General features: G+C 69.7%; 11 protein-coding genes. 7 read left to right on the top strand and 4 right to left on the bottom strand.

From position 1 onward, the window contains the following. The first annotated feature begins 39 nt into the window (after positions 1–39). The 4 genes from mmsA (at position 40) to AC1DVI_RS10170 (ending at position 5,719) form a co-directional block, all read left to right on the top strand. Positions 40–1,593 (top strand): multiple monosaccharide ABC transporter ATP-binding protein, encoded by a 1,554-nt coding sequence (gene mmsA / locus AC1DVI_RS10185; RefSeq protein ID WP_476957868.1) that lies wholly within the window; start codon positions 40–42, stop codon positions 1,591–1,593. Next, the gene (mmsB, locus tag AC1DVI_RS10180) at positions 1,590–2,801 is read left to right on the top strand and encodes a multiple monosaccharide ABC transporter permease (protein ID WP_476957867.1); all 1,212 of its coding nucleotides are present in this window, start codon (positions 1,590–1,592) and stop codon (positions 2,799–2,801) included. The genes mmsA and mmsB overlap by 4 nt, the downstream gene beginning before the upstream one ends. Before the next feature lie 8 nt (positions 2,802–2,809). Further along, complete coding sequence (locus tag AC1DVI_RS10175) at positions 2,810–3,793, top strand: Gfo/Idh/MocA family protein (protein ID WP_476957866.1); 984 nt, start codon at positions 2,810–2,812, stop codon at positions 3,791–3,793. A 99-nt stretch (positions 3,794–3,892) separates the two neighbouring features. Then, positions 3,893–5,719, top strand: coding sequence for an IlvD/Edd family dehydratase (locus tag AC1DVI_RS10170; protein WP_476957865.1), 1,827 nt, complete (start codon positions 3,893–3,895; stop codon positions 5,717–5,719). 20 nt (positions 5,720–5,739) lie between these two features. Here AC1DVI_RS10170 and AC1DVI_RS10165 read toward each other — a convergent pair whose 3' ends face one another. Next, positions 5,740–6,960 carry an alpha/beta hydrolase family protein gene (locus tag AC1DVI_RS10165; RefSeq protein ID WP_476957864.1) on the bottom strand — a complete coding sequence of 407 codons (1,221 nt, stop codon included), beginning with the start codon at positions 6,958–6,960 and terminating at the stop codon, positions 5,740–5,742. Positions 6,961–7,183: 223 nt separating this feature from the next. Between AC1DVI_RS10165 and AC1DVI_RS10160 the strand changes: the two genes are divergently transcribed. The 3 genes from AC1DVI_RS10160 to AC1DVI_RS10150 all read left to right on the top strand — a co-directional run bounded on the left by AC1DVI_RS10160 (position 7,184) and on the right by AC1DVI_RS10150 (position 10,999). Continuing rightward, the gene (locus tag AC1DVI_RS10160; RefSeq protein ID WP_476957863.1) at positions 7,184–8,236 is read left to right on the top strand and encodes a GNAT family N-acetyltransferase; all 1,053 of its coding nucleotides are present in this window, start codon (positions 7,184–7,186) and stop codon (positions 8,234–8,236) included. Positions 8,237–8,362: 126 nt separating this feature from the next. Continuing rightward, positions 8,363–9,436, top strand: a complete 1,074-nt coding sequence (locus AC1DVI_RS10155; RefSeq protein ID WP_476957862.1) for an aldose epimerase family protein — start codon at positions 8,363–8,365, stop codon at positions 9,434–9,436. 42 nt (positions 9,437–9,478) lie between these two features. Next, entirely contained in the window at positions 9,479–10,999 is a 1,521-nt protein-coding gene (locus tag AC1DVI_RS10150) for a tagaturonate reductase (RefSeq protein ID WP_476957861.1), read from the top strand. A gap of 29 nt (positions 11,000–11,028) precedes the next feature. On the opposite strand, the gene AC1DVI_RS10145 is transcribed toward AC1DVI_RS10150, so the two are convergent. The 3 genes from AC1DVI_RS10145 to AC1DVI_RS10135 all read right to left on the bottom strand — a co-directional run bounded on the left by AC1DVI_RS10145 (position 11,029) and on the right by AC1DVI_RS10135 (position 15,180). Then, entirely contained in the window at positions 11,029–12,300 is a 1,272-nt protein-coding gene (locus AC1DVI_RS10145; RefSeq protein WP_476957860.1) for a hypothetical protein, read from the bottom strand. Between the two features lie 73 nt (positions 12,301–12,373). Continuing rightward, complete coding sequence (locus tag AC1DVI_RS10140; protein WP_476957859.1) at positions 12,374–13,423, bottom strand: polysaccharide pyruvyl transferase family protein; 1,050 nt, start codon at positions 13,421–13,423, stop codon at positions 12,374–12,376. Between the two features lie 224 nt (positions 13,424–13,647). Then, on the bottom strand, positions 13,648–15,180 hold the full coding sequence (locus AC1DVI_RS10135) for a multicopper oxidase family protein (protein WP_476957858.1): 1,533 nt from the start codon (positions 15,178–15,180) through the stop codon (positions 13,648–13,650). Positions 15,181–15,193: the final 13 nt, after the last annotated feature.

Raw genomic sequence — 15,193 nt, 5'->3', positions numbered from 1 at the left:
TCACCCTGCGGAGCGATTGCAGGTTTCTCGGAGGTGTTCATGGGCGCCATCCTGGAAATGACGGGCATCACCAAGACGTTTCCCGGCGTGAAGGCGCTGGACGACGTCAACCTGTCGGTCCGCGAGGGCGAGATCCACGCGCTGATCGGCGAGAACGGCGCCGGCAAGTCGACGCTGATGAAGGTGCTGAGCGGGGTCTACCCGCAGGGCAGCTTCGACGGCGAGATCCGCTTCCGCGGCCAGCCCCAGGCCTTCCGCGGCATCGCCGACAGCGAGCGGCTGGGCATCATCATCATCCACCAGGAGCTGGCGCTCGTCCCCCTGCTGTCGATCACCGAGAACCTGTTCCTCGGCAACGAGCAGGCGCGCCGTGGAGTGATCGACTGGGACGCCGCCACCCTGCGGGCGCGGGAGCTGCTGCGCCTCGTCGGGCTGCACGACCCGCCGGAGACCCTGATCACCGACATCGGCGTCGGCAAGCAGCAACTCGTGGAGATCGCCAAGGCGCTGTCCAAGGAGGTCAAGCTGCTGATCCTGGACGAGCCGACCGCCAGCCTGAACGAAAGCGACAGCGACGCCCTGCTGGAGCTGCTGCTGCAATTCAAGGCGCGCGGCATCGCCTCCATCCTCATCTCGCACAAGCTGAACGAGATCGCCAAGGTCGCCGACCGGGTGACCATCCTGCGCGACGGCACGACGGTGGAGACGCTGGACTGCCGCGAGGCCGTGGTCAGCCAGGACCGCATCATCCGCGGCATGGTCGGGCGCGCCCTGTCGGACCGCTATCCCAGGCGGACCACCGTCCCCGGCGAGGTGCTGTTCGAGGTCAAGGGCTGGAGCGCCGACCACCCGGCCCATCCCGGCCGGCGCGTCGTCCGCGACGTGAACCTGACCGTCCGCCGCGGCGAGGTGGTGGGCATCGCCGGGCTGATGGGCGCCGGCCGCACCGAATTCGCGATGAGCCTGTTCGGCCGCTCCTACGGCCAGAACATCCGCGGGCGGGCCTTCCTGAACGGGCGGGAGATCGACGTCTCCACCATCAGCCGGGCCATGGCGAACGGCCTCGCCTACGCGACGGAGGACCGCAAGCATCTCGGCCTCGTGCTCGACAACGACATCCGCCACAACGTCACTCTGGCGAACCTCAAAGGGGTGGCAAGGCGCTGGGTCATCGACCATGAGCGCGAGGTCCAGGTGGCCGAGGAGTTCCGGCGCCGGCTGCGCATCCGCTGCGCCGACGTGTTCCAGGAGACGGTCAACCTGTCGGGCGGCAACCAGCAGAAGGTCGTGCTCAGCAAGTGGCTGTTCGCCGACCCGCAGGTGCTGATCCTCGACGAGCCGACCCGCGGCATCGACGTCGGCGCCAAGTACGAGATCTACACCATCATCAACCAGCTGGTCGCCGAGGGCCGGGGCGTCGTCCTGATCTCCTCGGAGATGCCAGAGCTGCTGGGCGTCGCCGACCGCATCTACGTGATGAACGCGGGTGCGATGGTCGCCGAGATGCCGGCGGCCGAGGCCAGCCAGGAGAGGATCATGGGGGCGATCATGCGCTCCGGCGAGACGCTGATGTCCGGGGAGGCTCTGCCATGAGTGCCGAACTCAACCTTCCGGCCCGCGGTCCGCGGGTGTCCATGGGACGGTTCGTGAAGGCGCACATGCGCGACTACGGCATGCTGTTGTCGCTGGTCGCGATCGTCCTGTTCTTCCAGTACATGACCGACGGCACGCTGCTGCAGCCGTTGAACCTGACCAACCTCGTGCTGCAGAACAGCTACATCGTCATCATGGCGCTGGGCATGCTGCTGGTGATCGTCGCCGGGCACATCGACCTGTCGGTGGGCTCCGTCGTCGCCCTCATCGGCGCGCTGGCGGCGACGCTGATGGTGCGGCTCCACCTGGACATCGTCACCACGACGCTGCTGTGCCTGCTGGCCGGGGCGGCGATCGGGGCGGTGCAGGGCTTCTGGGTCGCCTATCTGCGCATCCCGTCCTTCATCGTGACGCTGGCCGGCATGCTGGTCTTCCGCGGCCTGTGCCTGATCCTGCTGGCCGGCCAGTCGGTCGGCCCCTTCCCGGTGGAGTTCCAGCGCCTCAGCTCCGGCTTCATCCCGGACGTCCTGGCGCTGGACGCCTTCAGCCTGGGCAAGTTCCACCTGACCAGTCTGCTGCTCTGCGCGGCCGTGGCCGCCGCGATGGTGGCGATGAACACCAGGGCGCGCCTGCGCCGGCAGAGCGTCGCCATAGAGCAGGAGCCCCTGCCGCTGTTCGTGGCGAAGAACGTCGCGCTGGCCGCCGTGCTGATCTATGTCGGGCAATTGCTGGCCTCCTACCGCGGCCTGCCCAACGTGCTGATCATCATGAGCGTGCTGATCGCGCTCTACAGCTTCGTCACCCGCAACACCACGGTGGGGCGGCGCGTCTACGCGCTGGGCGGCAACGAGAAGGCGGCCAAGCTGTCCGGCATCGACACCCGGCGGCTCAGCTTCTACACCTTCGTCAACATGGGGGTGCTGGCGGCGCTGGCCGGGCTGATCTTCGCCGCGCGCCTGAACACCGCCACGCCGAAGGCCGGCGTCTCGTTCGAGCTGGACGTGATCGCCGCCTGCTTCATCGGCGGCGCCTCCGCCTCGGGCGGGGTGGGCCGGGTGACCGGTGCGGTGATCGGCGCCTTCATCATGGGCGTGATGAACAACGGCATGTCGATCCTGGGCATCGGCATCGACTGGCAGCAGGTCATCAAGGGCATGGTGCTGCTCGCCGCCGTCACCATCGACGTCTACAACAAGAACAAAGCGTGAGGGCCGTCATGACCCGTTCCACCCCCGCCCCTCTTACGCTCGGCATCGTCGGCTTCGGCAAGATCGCCCGCGACCAGCATGTCCCGGCCATCGCCGCCACCGGCCTGTTCCGCCTCGCCGCGGTGGTCAGCCCGCACGGCCCCCCCTCCGAAGAGACCGGGCTCGGCGACGTACCGGTCTTCCGCAGCCAGGGGGAGATGCTGGCCGCCCTGCCCGACCTCGACGCCGTGGCGATCTGCACGCCGCCCGCCGTCCGCCACGCCCTGACGGTGGAGGCGCTGCGCGCCGGCAAGCATGTCCTGATCGAGAAGCCGCCGGCCGCCACCCTGACCGAGCTGCGCCTGCTGCTCGACGCGGCGGAGGGGGCCAAGCGCACGCTGTTCGCCGCCTGGCACTCCCGCTTCAACGCGGCGGTGGAGGAGACGCGGCGGCGGCTGGCCGGCGCCACCGTCCGCCACGTCGCCATCACCTGGAAGGAGGACGTGCGGCGCTGGCATCCCGGCCAGGACTGGATCTTCGCGGCGGGGGGCTTCGGCGTCTTCGATCCGGGCATCAACGCCCTGTCGATCCTGACCGAGATCCTGCCCGGCCCCGTCGTCGTCCGCGACGCCGAGCTGCGGGTCCCCGCCAACCGCGACACGCCCATCGCCGCGACGCTGCGCATGGAGGGGGTTGCGGGCTCCGCCGTCGGGACGGTGACAGCCGCCTTCGACTTCCTCCAGGAGGGCGAGCAGACCTGGACCATCGCCATCGAGACGGACGGCATCGGGGCGGAGGGTGGGCGGCTCGACCTGATCCACGGCGGGACACGGCTGAGCGTGGACGGCGTGCCCGTGCTGGCCGAGCCCGACACCGAGTACCAAGGCATCTATCGCCGCTTCCACCACCTGATCGCGGACGCGGCGGGCGATGTGGACGCCCGTCCGCTGCAACTGGTCGCCGACGCCTGTCTGGTCGGGCGCTGGCGCACCACCGAGGCCTTTCACTGGTAGGACACAGGGCGAACCGCCCCTGAGACTTCGAGCGAGGCTCCGAACAAATCCGGCGCCGGCCGCCCCCGGTCCGCGCCCCCAACCCGAATTGGTGCCGATATGTCCGATACGAAACCCTTCTCCCAGCACCCGGAAATCGGCTCCGGCCGGCGGCTGCGGTCGCGCGCGTGGTTCGACAACCCCGACAACCCCGACATGACCGCGCTCTATCTGGAGCGCTACCTGAATTTCGGGCTGACGCGGGAGGAGCTGCAATCGGGCGCGCCGATCATCGGCATCGCGCAGACCGGCTCCGACCTCAGCCCCTGCAACCGGCACCATCTGGTCCTGGCCGAACGGCTGCGCGAGGGCATCCGCACCGCCGGGGGCATCGCCATCGAGTTCCCCGTCCACCCGATCCAGGAGACCGGCAAGCGGCCGACCGCCTCGATCGACCGCAACCTCGCCTATCTCGGCCTCGTCGAGGTGCTGCACGGCTACCCGCTCGACGGGGTGGTGCTGACCATCGGCTGCGACAAGACCACCCCCGCCTGCCTGATGGCGGCGGCCACCGTGAACATCCCGGCCATCGCCCTGTCGGTCGGCCCCATGCTGAACGGCTGGTTCCGCGGCGAGCGCACCGGCTCGGGCACCATCGTGTGGAAGGCGCGGCAGATGATGGCGGCCGGCGAGATCGACTATCAGGGCTTCATCGAGCTGGTGGCGTCGTCCGCGCCCTCGACCGGCTATTGCAACACGATGGGCACGGCCTCCACGATGAACTCGCTGGCCGAGGTGCTGGGCATGCAGCTTCCCGGCTCCGCCGCCATCCCCGCCCCCTACCGCGAGCGCCAGCAGGCCGCCTACGAGACCGGCAAGCGGATCGTCGAGATGGTCCGCGAGGACCTCAAGCCCTCCGACATCCTGACCCGCGACGCCTTCCTCAACGCCATCGTCGTCAACTCCGCCATCGGCGGCTCGACCAACGCGCCGATCCACATCAACGCCATCGCCAAGCACATCGGCGTGCCGCTGACGGTGGAAGACTGGCAGACCCACGGGCACGACGTGCCGCTGCTGGTCAACCTCCAGCCGGCCGGCGAGTATCTGGGCGAGGACTTCCACCGCGCCGGCGGCGTGCCCGCGGTCGTCGCCCAGCTCATGGGCAAGGGGCTGATCCGCGAGGGGGCGCCCACCGTCAACGGCCGGACCATCGGCGAGAACTGCCGCCACCAGCCGATCCTCGACACGCGGGTGATCCACCCCATCGACGAGCCGCTGATGCCCAGCGCCGGCTTCGTGGTGCTGCGCGGCAACCTGTTCGGCGCCGCCATCATGAAGACCAGCGTCATCTCCGACGAGTTCCGCGAACGCTACCTGTCCAACCCGCAGGACCCGGAGGCGTTCGAGGGCAAGGTCGTCGTGTTCGACGGGCCGGAGGACTACCATCACCGCATCGACGACCCCAGCCTGGGCATCGACGCCTACACCATCCTGGTCATCCGCGGCACCGGCCCCATCGGCTATCCGGGGGCGGCGGAGGTGGTCAACATGCGGCCCCCCGCCACGCTGATCCGCCGAGGCGTCCATTCCCTTCCCTGCATCGGCGATGGCCGCCAGTCCGGCACCTCGGGATCGCCCTCCATCCTCAACGCGTCCCCGGAGGCGGCGGCGGGCGGCGGGCTGGCCCTTCTGCGCAGCGGCGACCGGGTGCGCATCGACCTGCGCCGCGGCAGCGCCGACATCCTGATCTCCGAGGGCGAACTGGCCGACCGCCGCGCCGCTCTGGAGGCCGCGGGCGGCTACCCCATCCCGCCGTCGCAGACCCCCTGGCAGGAGATCCAGCGCGGCATCGTCGACCAGCTCGACGAGGGCATGGTGCTGAAGCCCGCCGTCAAGTACCAGCGCGTCGCCCAGACCATGGGCATCCCGCGCGACAACCACTGACGGAACGGCGGTGCGGCGCGTCAGTCTCCGCCCGCGAACCGGTCATCCAGCCAGTCGAGGACGCGGAGGTTCAGGAGGGAGCGGTTGCCCATCTCGCAATGCCCGTCGGCGCCTTCGGCGGCGGTGAAGCGCATCAGCGTCTTCGGGCAGCCGAGCGCGTCGAAGAAGGCGCCCGCGCCGGCCGACAGCGTGTCGTTCTCCGCCTGGGTGATCAGGGTGGGGCAGGCGATGAGATGCGCCCGCCCCCGCATGGTGAACAACTCCACAGAGGCGAGGTAGGAGCGCAGGTCCGCGACGCCATGCACCCAGAAGCCGCGCTGCACAACCTTCCAGTTCAGTTGGCGGTGGCTGCGGATGAAGGCGTCCATGCGGTCGATGACCGCTTGGTCCAGGGCGCCAAGATCAGCCGCCGCCTCCGGCGCGACGCCGAGCTTGTGCACGACCACGTCGCGGAAGCCATCCGCGATGCTCCAGGTGCCGGGGTCGGCGATCAGCGCCGCGATGCGCGGCTCGCCCGACGCGCCGCGCGGGGCGAGATGCCCGCCGAGGCTCCAGCCGCTGAGCGCGATGCGCGCCGCATCGACGAGCGGCAGGGTTTCGGCGAAATCGACCACCGCCGCGATCACCGTTTCCCAGTCCGGGCGCAGCGGGACGCCGTGCTCGTAGAGCATGGCCCCCTGGCCGGGGCCGTCGAACAGCAGGCTGTGATAGCCGCGCCGGGAGGCCGCCACCGCCGACGCGAAATACATGTCGGCGATGGTGCCGTCGTAGCCGTTGGTAAAGACGATCAGCGGGCGGACCCGGGTCTCGAAGCCCTCTGCCGGAATGAAGCGGCCGGGCATCGCCATCCCGCCGAAGGGAATGGCCAGCGGGATGGCCGGGCGCGGCCCGAGCGAGAGCGCCTTGTCGAGCGCCGCCGTCCCCTTGCGGAACGCGGCGATCAGGCGCGGATCGACGGGCGCGCCGTAGAGCGGGTGAAACGAGGCGTTGTGGAAGGCGCTTGCCCGCAGATAGAGGGCGCGGGCGGTCGCCTTGTGGCCCTTGGCCAGGGCGATGTCGGCCTCGTGCGCCAGCCGGTTGCCCGCCGCGGTCCAGGCGTCGTAATAGGCGCCGTCGTCACCGTCGCCGATGGCCTCGGCGACCGCCTTGATCTCGCCGAACTCCGCCCCGCCATAGGGAATATAGGCGACGGGCCAGGTGCCGAAATCCTCGTGCAGAGCGTCGTGAAAGAGGGTGGTCACGGCTGTCCTCCCCAGTCCCGCCCGCCGGTTCACGGAGCCCCGGCAACCCTCAATGGTCGCCTTGCCGGCATCATCGGGCCATCGCGCAGAAGGTGAGACGCCCGAACGGACGTGACTCCGACCATCGACGACCCTCGGGTTGCGACGATCAGACACAGCCCGAGAGCGTGGAGAAACGCCGCACACTCCCGCAGTCCGTGTACCGTTCCAACCGAGGGCGTTCATGACCGCTCTGCCCGTGTTCGAAATCCTCCCCTTCGACCCGCACAGCGCCCCGCCGGAGCTGTGGGCGGAACGGCACGTTTTCCGCCGGGCGCGGCACGCGCAGTCCGGCGCGGACGATCTGCCGCCCTCCGACGCCTGGTTCGAAGCGATCGAACGGCAGCCGAGCGCTTTCGGGCGCAATGTCCACTGGGTGGCACGGGCAGAGGGCCGAATCGTCGGCATCGTCGGCGCCTTCCTGCCCAACCCCGACCAACCGGACATCCAGGCGGCGCTGCCCCACCTGCACGCCGACGGCTTCGTGCTGAAGGAGTGGCGGCGCCAGGGGATCGGCCGGCGGCTGCTGGCGGAAATCCACGGCCTAATGGTTGTGCATGGGAAGATCATGCTGACCCTGGTCACCGACGATGCGGACGGCCACGCCTTCCTGAGCGCCATCGGAGCCGAAGAACGACTGCGGTCGGTGGACAGCCGGCTGGCGCTGGACGGTGTCGATTGGGCGATGGTGGAGGGCTGGTACGCGGCGATGCGCCGCGCGCTTCCCGGTCTGACGGAAACCATCCATGCCGGCGAGGTCCCGGACGCGGAGTTCGAAGCGATCCTGCCGCTGCACAACGCCCTGCTGCCCGACCTGCCGCGCGACCGGCTGGACCAGCCGCTCATCCCGGTGACGATGGCGATGGTCCTGGAATGGAAGCACAACATCCAGTTCCAGCAGGTGGAGCATCACATGGTCGTGCTGCGCGACGCCGACAGGTCGGTGATCGGCTTCAGCGACGTTTTCTGGCACCCGGAGATGACCGACCGGGTCCATCAGATCGTCACCGGCGTGCGCCGCGACCGGCGCGGGCTGGGGGTGGGCAAAGGGCTGAAGGCCGCCCTGCTGCGACATCTCCGCTTCGCCCGGCCCTCCGTCCGGCTGATGATCACCCGCAACGCGGCGACGAACGGGCCGATGCTGGCGATCAACCACCAGCTCGGCTACGCTGAGCACACGACTCTCCGAACCCACCAGATCGACGTCGCGGCGCTGGGCGCAGCCCTGGCCCGCTGACACCTCCAAACATTCGACGTGCGGCAAAAGCGCCCGATCCGGCGGCGGGCGCTTTTCTCCTTCCGGCCTTCATAACTGATATATTAATATATCCAACATCCTTCCGGTCCAAGGGGCACCCACGCCATGACGCCTTATGCCGACCTCCGGCGCGAGGATTTCCGCGCCACCATCGACGGCACGCCGACCGACCTGTTCACCCTGCGCAACCGCCGGGGCATGGCCGTCCGCATCACCAATTACGGCGGCAAGATTGTCCAGATCCTGGCGCCCGACCGCGACGGCGCCCTCGGCGACGTGGTGCAGGGCTACGAGACGCTGGAGCAAACGATGGCCGGGCAGCCCTCCATGGGCTCCTTCATCGGGCGCTATTGCGGGCGCATCGGCGGCGGACGCTTCACGCTGAACGGGGTGGAGCACCGCACCGCCGTCAACGCGCCGCCCAACACCCTGCACGGCGGCCAGCGCGGCTCCCGCTTCCGCACCTTCGCCGCTCGGCAACTGGACGAGACGAGCCTGGAACTGACCTACGTCTTCCAGGACGGGGAGGAGGGCTTCCCCGGCACCCTGCCCGTCCGGCTGGTCTATACGCTGGACGAGGACAACGCCCTGACCATCGCCTGGACCGCCGTGGCGGCGGACAAGGCAACCGTGGCGAACTTCACCGACCACAGCTTCTTCAACCTGTCGGGCGACGCCGGGTCCTCCATCCTCGACCATGTGGCGACGGTCAACGGCAGCCGCTATCTGGCGCTCGACGCCACCGCGGTCCCCACCGGGGAGCTGGTGGACGTGACCGGCACGCCCCTCGACTTCCGCGGCCCCGTCGCCTTCGGGGCGCGGATCGCCGCCGACCACCCGATGCTGGCGCTCGGCAAGGGCTACGACCTGCATTACGCGGTGGACAAGCCGGAGGGCGCGCTGGGGCTGCACGCCCGCGTCGTCCACCCCGGCAGCGGGCGGGTGCTGGAGGTCCTCTCCACCGAACCCGGCGTGCAGGTCTACACCGGCAATTTCCTGGACGGTCAGACGCCGCGCGACCTGGGCAAGGGCGGCACGCTCTACACCCGGCACAGCGCCTTCTGCCTGGAGCCGTCGCACTTCCCCAACGCCGTCAACATCCCGTCCTTCCCCTCCACCACGCTGGCCCCCGGCCAGTGGTGCACGGGCCGCATCGTCTACCGCTTCGGCGTCGCCTGAACCCGCTGCCAGCGCATTCCGATTCTCAAAGGACCTTCCGTCATGCCTCTTCTCTCCCGTGAATCGCTCGCCGCCGGGGCCTTCGCCATTGCTAACACGACGGTTGCGCACACGGCGGGCGCCCCGCGGTTGCCCGTCACCGTCCTTCAGATCGGCGACGGCAACTTCCTGCGCGGCTTCGTCGATTGGATGGTGGACGTCGCCAACGGCGCCGGGCTGATGAGCGCCGGGGTCGCCGTCGCCCAGCCGCTGGACCAGGGCGTCGCCGGCCTGCTGAACGCGCAGGAGGGACTCTACACCGTCCTGCTGCGCGGCATCGAGCAGGGCAAGGAAGTCGAATCCCGCCGGGTGGTGAGCTGCGTGTCCGAGGCGCTGAACCCCTACGCGGAGTGGGAGCGCATGCTGGCCCTGGCCACCGCCCCGGCGCTGCGCTTCCTGGTGTCCAACACGACGGAAGCCGGCATCGCCGACGTGGCGGAGCCCTACACCCCCGGCGCCTGCCAACAGAGCTTCCCGGCCAAGGTCGCGGCGCTGCTGCACGCCCGCTTCACCGCGCTGGGCGGCACGCCGGAGAGCGGCCTCGTCCTCCTGCCCTGCGAGCTGATCGAGGCCAACGGCGCCAAGCTGAAGCGGATCGTCCTGGCCCACGCCAAGCGCTGGGGCCTGGAGTCCGGCTTCGCCGCCTGGGTCGAGGCGCACAACCATTTCCTGAACACGCTGGTCGACCGCATCGTCCCCGGCTACCCGCGCGACGAGGCCGCGGCACTCGCCGCCAAATGGGGCTATGAGGACCCGCTGGCTGTGGCCGGCGAGCCCTTCCATGTCTGGGTCATCGAAGGGCCGGCGGCCCTGGCCGAGGAGTTCCCGCTGCACAAGGCCGGGCTGAACGTGGTCTGGACCGACGACCTGAAGCCCTACCGCACGCGCAAGGTGCGCATCCTGAACGGCGCCCACACCGCCAGCGCGCTCGCCGCCTTCGTGGCGGGGGTGGACACGGTGAAGGGCATGATGGATGACGCCACCCTGTCCGCCTACCTGAACACGGTGATGTTCGGGGAGATCGTGCCCTTCGTACCCCTGCCGGACGCCGAGCGCCAGGATTACGCCCGCACCATCATGGAGCGCTTCGGCAACCCCCACATCCGGCACGAGCTGATCGCCATCGCGCTGAACTCGGTGTCGAAGTGGCAGGTGCGCGTGCTGCCCAGCCTGAAGGATTACGCCGCCGCCCATGGCGAGGCGCCGGACGGCCTGTCCTTCTCGCTGGCCGCCCTGCTGCGCTTCTACAAGGGCACGCTGGCGGCGGACGGCGCCTGCAGCGGCAGCCGCGACGCCGGCCCCTACCCCATCCGCGACGACGCCGCGGTTCTGACGGCGCTGGCCGGCGCCTGGGCGGCGCAGGACGGCGACCCGGCGGCGCTGGTCGACTCCGTACTGTCCAACGCCACTCTGTGGGGCGAGGATCTGACCCGCATCCCCGGTCTGGCCCACCGCACCGCCATCCATCTGGCGGTGATCGAGGAACGCGGCATGCGCGGCGCCCTTGAGGCACTGGTGGCCTGACCCCCAAAGGGACCGGGCCAACGGATGGCTCAGCCGCGGGTCCGCAGCCGGTTGCGGACCCGCTTGAGCGGCTGTTTCAGCTCCATCGCGTCGAGCAGCGCCACCGCCGCCTGCCGCAGCGAGGCGGCGGTGCCCTTCATCGCCCGGATATGCCGAGGCTCGGGAGAACCAGGATCGGATTGGCCAAAGTCCGGCTGGATGGCGCACACCCGCTCCTTCAGCCGCTCCAGCCATTCCCCCTCCACCGCGTGCTGGCGGGCGTAATCGAGGATGGAGCGGAGTTCCGCCGCCTGCGGCTCGTTGCGCACGGGGATGCCGGCGATGCGCGCGGGGTCGAGCGGCCCGTCGAAGCAGTCCGGGGCGGCCACCCCGGCGGCGGCGAAGTTCATCCGGGTGCGCACGCATTTCTCGCAGACGCCGCAGTTCCGGAACTGCTCCGCCCCCTCCCAGCAGACACGCAGGGAGCGCACCGCCTCCGGATAGGCGGCGACCGCCGCCGCCTTCTCCGTTCGGGAATAGGCGGCCCCGTCATGGACGATGGAGAAACCGTCGCCGGACAGCAGATGGTCGGCGATCGGCGTGGTGCCGTAGGGGATGACCAGCGCGTCGTAGGGCTTGGTGCTGCCGATCAGCCCGAACTCGAACTCCGCGGCGTAGAGGTGCAGGCAGGCCGCCAACTCCGCCGCGTGGGAATCCTGCCAGTTCTGGAGATGCAGCTCCTTGCTGTTTGTACGCACCACGCGCAGGTCCAGCCCGACCAGCTCGCGGAAGGACCGGGTGCGCTCGACCAGCCGCTCGAAATCCTCGGGCCGGTCCAGTTCCACGTCGAAGCCGTGCACCATGAGGAGCGCGCCGACATGGTGGCGGCGTTCCGGCGGCAGGAGAAACCGGTGGCGCAGGATGGTGAAGGTACTGTCCAGCCCGCTGGAATAGGCGGCGATGGCCCGGCGCCCCGGCTTGGGCGCGTTGCGGTCGACCACCGTCTCCGGGATGATCTCCACCGTCCGGTAGCGGTCGGGACGCCAGCGCCGCCACACCCCCTGGAGCGTGTCGATGTTGTGCAGCGCCGTCCGGGTCAGCGACCCGTGGACATGGACGGGAAGGCCCCGCTGCATGGCGTGGAACAGGACGGCCATGACCGCCCCGTCCATCGGCCGGTCCGCCGTTCCGGCCGGATCCTCGAACTCGTAGACCACGCGGTCCCGGCGGCGGGCGCCGTCCTCGGACAGCAGAACGGTGCGGCGGACCAGACCGCCGCTCGCCGTCTCCTCGAATCCGATGTGCAGCCCCTTGCCCGCCATGCCCGCCGACGCCCTCTTCAGCCCGTGTTCCGGGATGACAGACGGATACGGGCCGCAATCGTTCCCGCGGTCCTTACCGTTTCCAATCGGCGAGCCAGCTGTCGATGTAGTTGGTCAGCTTGCCGTAGGAGTTGTCGCGTACCTGCACCGGCAGCCCCATCATCAGGGCCAGCAGCATCCCATGCAGGCGGTTGGTGACCACGGCGTTGGCCGCGCCAAAATGGGCGACGGCCTTGCGGACCAGCCGGTCGCGGATGGGATACCAGCCGCGCAGTGGATCGGCGGGAAGCGGCACCGCGTCGTCCAGCCGGATCAGCCGGGCGGCCAGCGCGAAGCCGGCGAAATCCTCCGGCCCGCAGAGATCCTCCCAGTCGAAGACCGGCGAGTCCTGGCGCAGCCAGTGGCGCCCCGCGCATTCCTGGTCGCGCCGGGCCATCACGAGCAGGGTGGTGTCGTGGGCCGGGCGCACCGGCGTCAGCCGCGTCGGGTAGCGCGTCAGGTAATGGGCGAGGTCCGGCACCTGGATCGCCCGCTCCCCCAGAAAGGGCCGCACCAGATCGAGCGACGGGGCGTCGCGCGCCATGAAGACCAAATTGCGGTGGGCCGCCCAGCGCTTCATGTCATGGCGCAGCCGGTCGTGGTCGCGGTAGTAGACGGTCTGCGGCAGCAGCACGACGCGGCTGGACGGAAAGCTCTCCAGCACCTTCTGCCGGAACGTCTCGTGATGGGGGTAGAGGTCGCCGAAATTGCCGCCGCCGTGCAGCAGGATCGCCGCCTGCCCATCGCGCTGGCGGCGCAGCAGGCGCCGGGCGTTGCCCAGCGTCACCCGCTCCCGGATATCCACCCCACCGTCGGTGAAGAGGGTTTCCGCCCCCTGGTTGATCAGCAGATCCCCGACGTTCAGATGGACCGGGATGTCCGCATAGACGGCCGGCCCGCTGCCCAGATGCGGCAGAACCGAGTCCCGCACCCGCAGCGACAGCGCCTCCAGCGCCGCAAGGTCCGGGTCCAGCCAGAGGTCCGCCGCACCGGCGGCACCGCCGGCAGACCCACCACCAGACCCGCCAACGGACTCTCTGGACGAGCGCCCCCCGGCACCGCCGTCATAACACCACGTATCCATGGCCAATGGCCGCCCCCGCAGAAGATTGGTTCCGGAACATTGGTCGCCGCCCCCGGAGATGGAAGAGAAGTGACACGTCCCCGTCCAATGTGAATGGGAGTGATGCGTGAAAGTTCGCTCCCAAAGGAATGCGTCTGGATTTGCCGGTTTCATCCGTCCGAACCGGCGCGGGGCTTTTGCGGTACCCGTTCCGGCGCGGTCGGGCCGCGCCGGAATCTTCGTGTTCATATGGTTTGTTCGCACACCAATTCGGTCATCATGCCGGTCGCCATGTGCAGAAGGTTGTGACAGTGCAACGGCCAGCGCCCAGGATTGTCGGCGTCGAAGGCGATGGTGGCGGAACCGTTCATCGGCACCAGCACCGTGTCGCGCACCGCCCCGGCCAGCGCCGTCCCGTTGAGCGCGGTCACCTGGAAATGCTGGCCGTGCAGGTGCATCGGGTGGGCCATCGGGCTTTCGTTGACCATGGTGACGGTCACGCGCTGGCCCTTGCGGACCGTCAGCGGCCGGTGCTCGCCGAAGGGGCGGTCGTCGATGGTCCAGACATAGGGGGCCATGCCGCCGGTCAGCCGGATGGTGAAGGCCGAATCCGTGGGGCGCGGGGCCAGGGGGGCGAGTGCCGTCAGCCGCCGCTCCAGCGACAGGTCCACCGGCCCGGCGGCGCCGTCCGCGAGGCCGGCGGTCTTGCCCACCGTGGCGCCGGGGGTGGCGAGGACGATGCCGGTGCGCTGACGCTCCCCTTCCCGTTGCGCCAGGACGGGGAAGGCGCCGCCTTCGGCGGGAAGCTGGAGGAGGATGTCCAGCCGCTGTCCCATGACCATGCCGAAGCGCCGCCCGCTCACCGGTTGGACCGGGTTGCCGTCCGCCGCGACCACCGTGCCATCGAGGGCGCCGAGGTCGATGTGGAAGGCCGTGGAGGTCGCCCCGTTGATCAGCCGCAGCCGGACCCGCCCGCCGCGTTCCACCCGCACCACCTCCGGGTCGTCGAGCGTGCGGTCGTTGGCAAGATAAGCGTCATACTCCACGTCGTTGAGGTCCATGGCGGCCATGGCCATGCCGCCCATGCCCTTCCTGTCCCCCATCCCCTTCATGTCCATGGAATGGTTCATCATCGGCATGGCTCCGCCATGGCCGCCGTGACCGCCTCCATGGCCCCCGCCATGCCCGCCACCGTGATCCATCCCGCCATGATTCATGGTGCCGCCGGTCAGCCCGGCGAGGACCTCGGCGGGGTCCTTGAAGGTGAAATCGTGCAGCAGCACGGTGACCTCCTGGACGTCCGCGCGCCGGTCTTCGGCGGTGCGGACGATCAGGGGAGCCGCCATCAGCCGCTGCTCCTGGAGGCCGTGGTGCGAGTGCATCCAGTGCGTGCCGGGCCGCGGCTCGAAATCGTAGTTCTGGCTGGCGCCGTCTCGGATCAGCGGGCGGTTCGCGTCGGCGACGCCGTCCTGGGCGTAGGGCGGGGTCATGCCGTGCCAGTGGATGACGGCGTCCTCCCCGGCCCGGTTCGCCAGATCGACCAGGAAGCGCTGCCCCGGATCCAGGAACAGGCCGGAGGTGCCGTCCGGCTGGCGGATGCCGAAGACGGAGGCGGGCTTGCCCATCACCTCCAGCACGCGCCGCTCAACGGCGAGACGGAGGGGCGCCGCGGCCCATGCGGGGCGCACGGCTGCAGGAAGAAGGGTGGAAAGGCCGCCCAGCGCGGCGACCGAAGCCGCGGACGCCAGGAAACGGCGGCGGGTCTGAAGAATCGTCATGATGCGATGGTCC

The organism is Azospirillum sp. P4_B5 (assembly GCF_056402275.1).
This window is presented reverse-complemented; position numbering and strand designations above follow the sequence as displayed.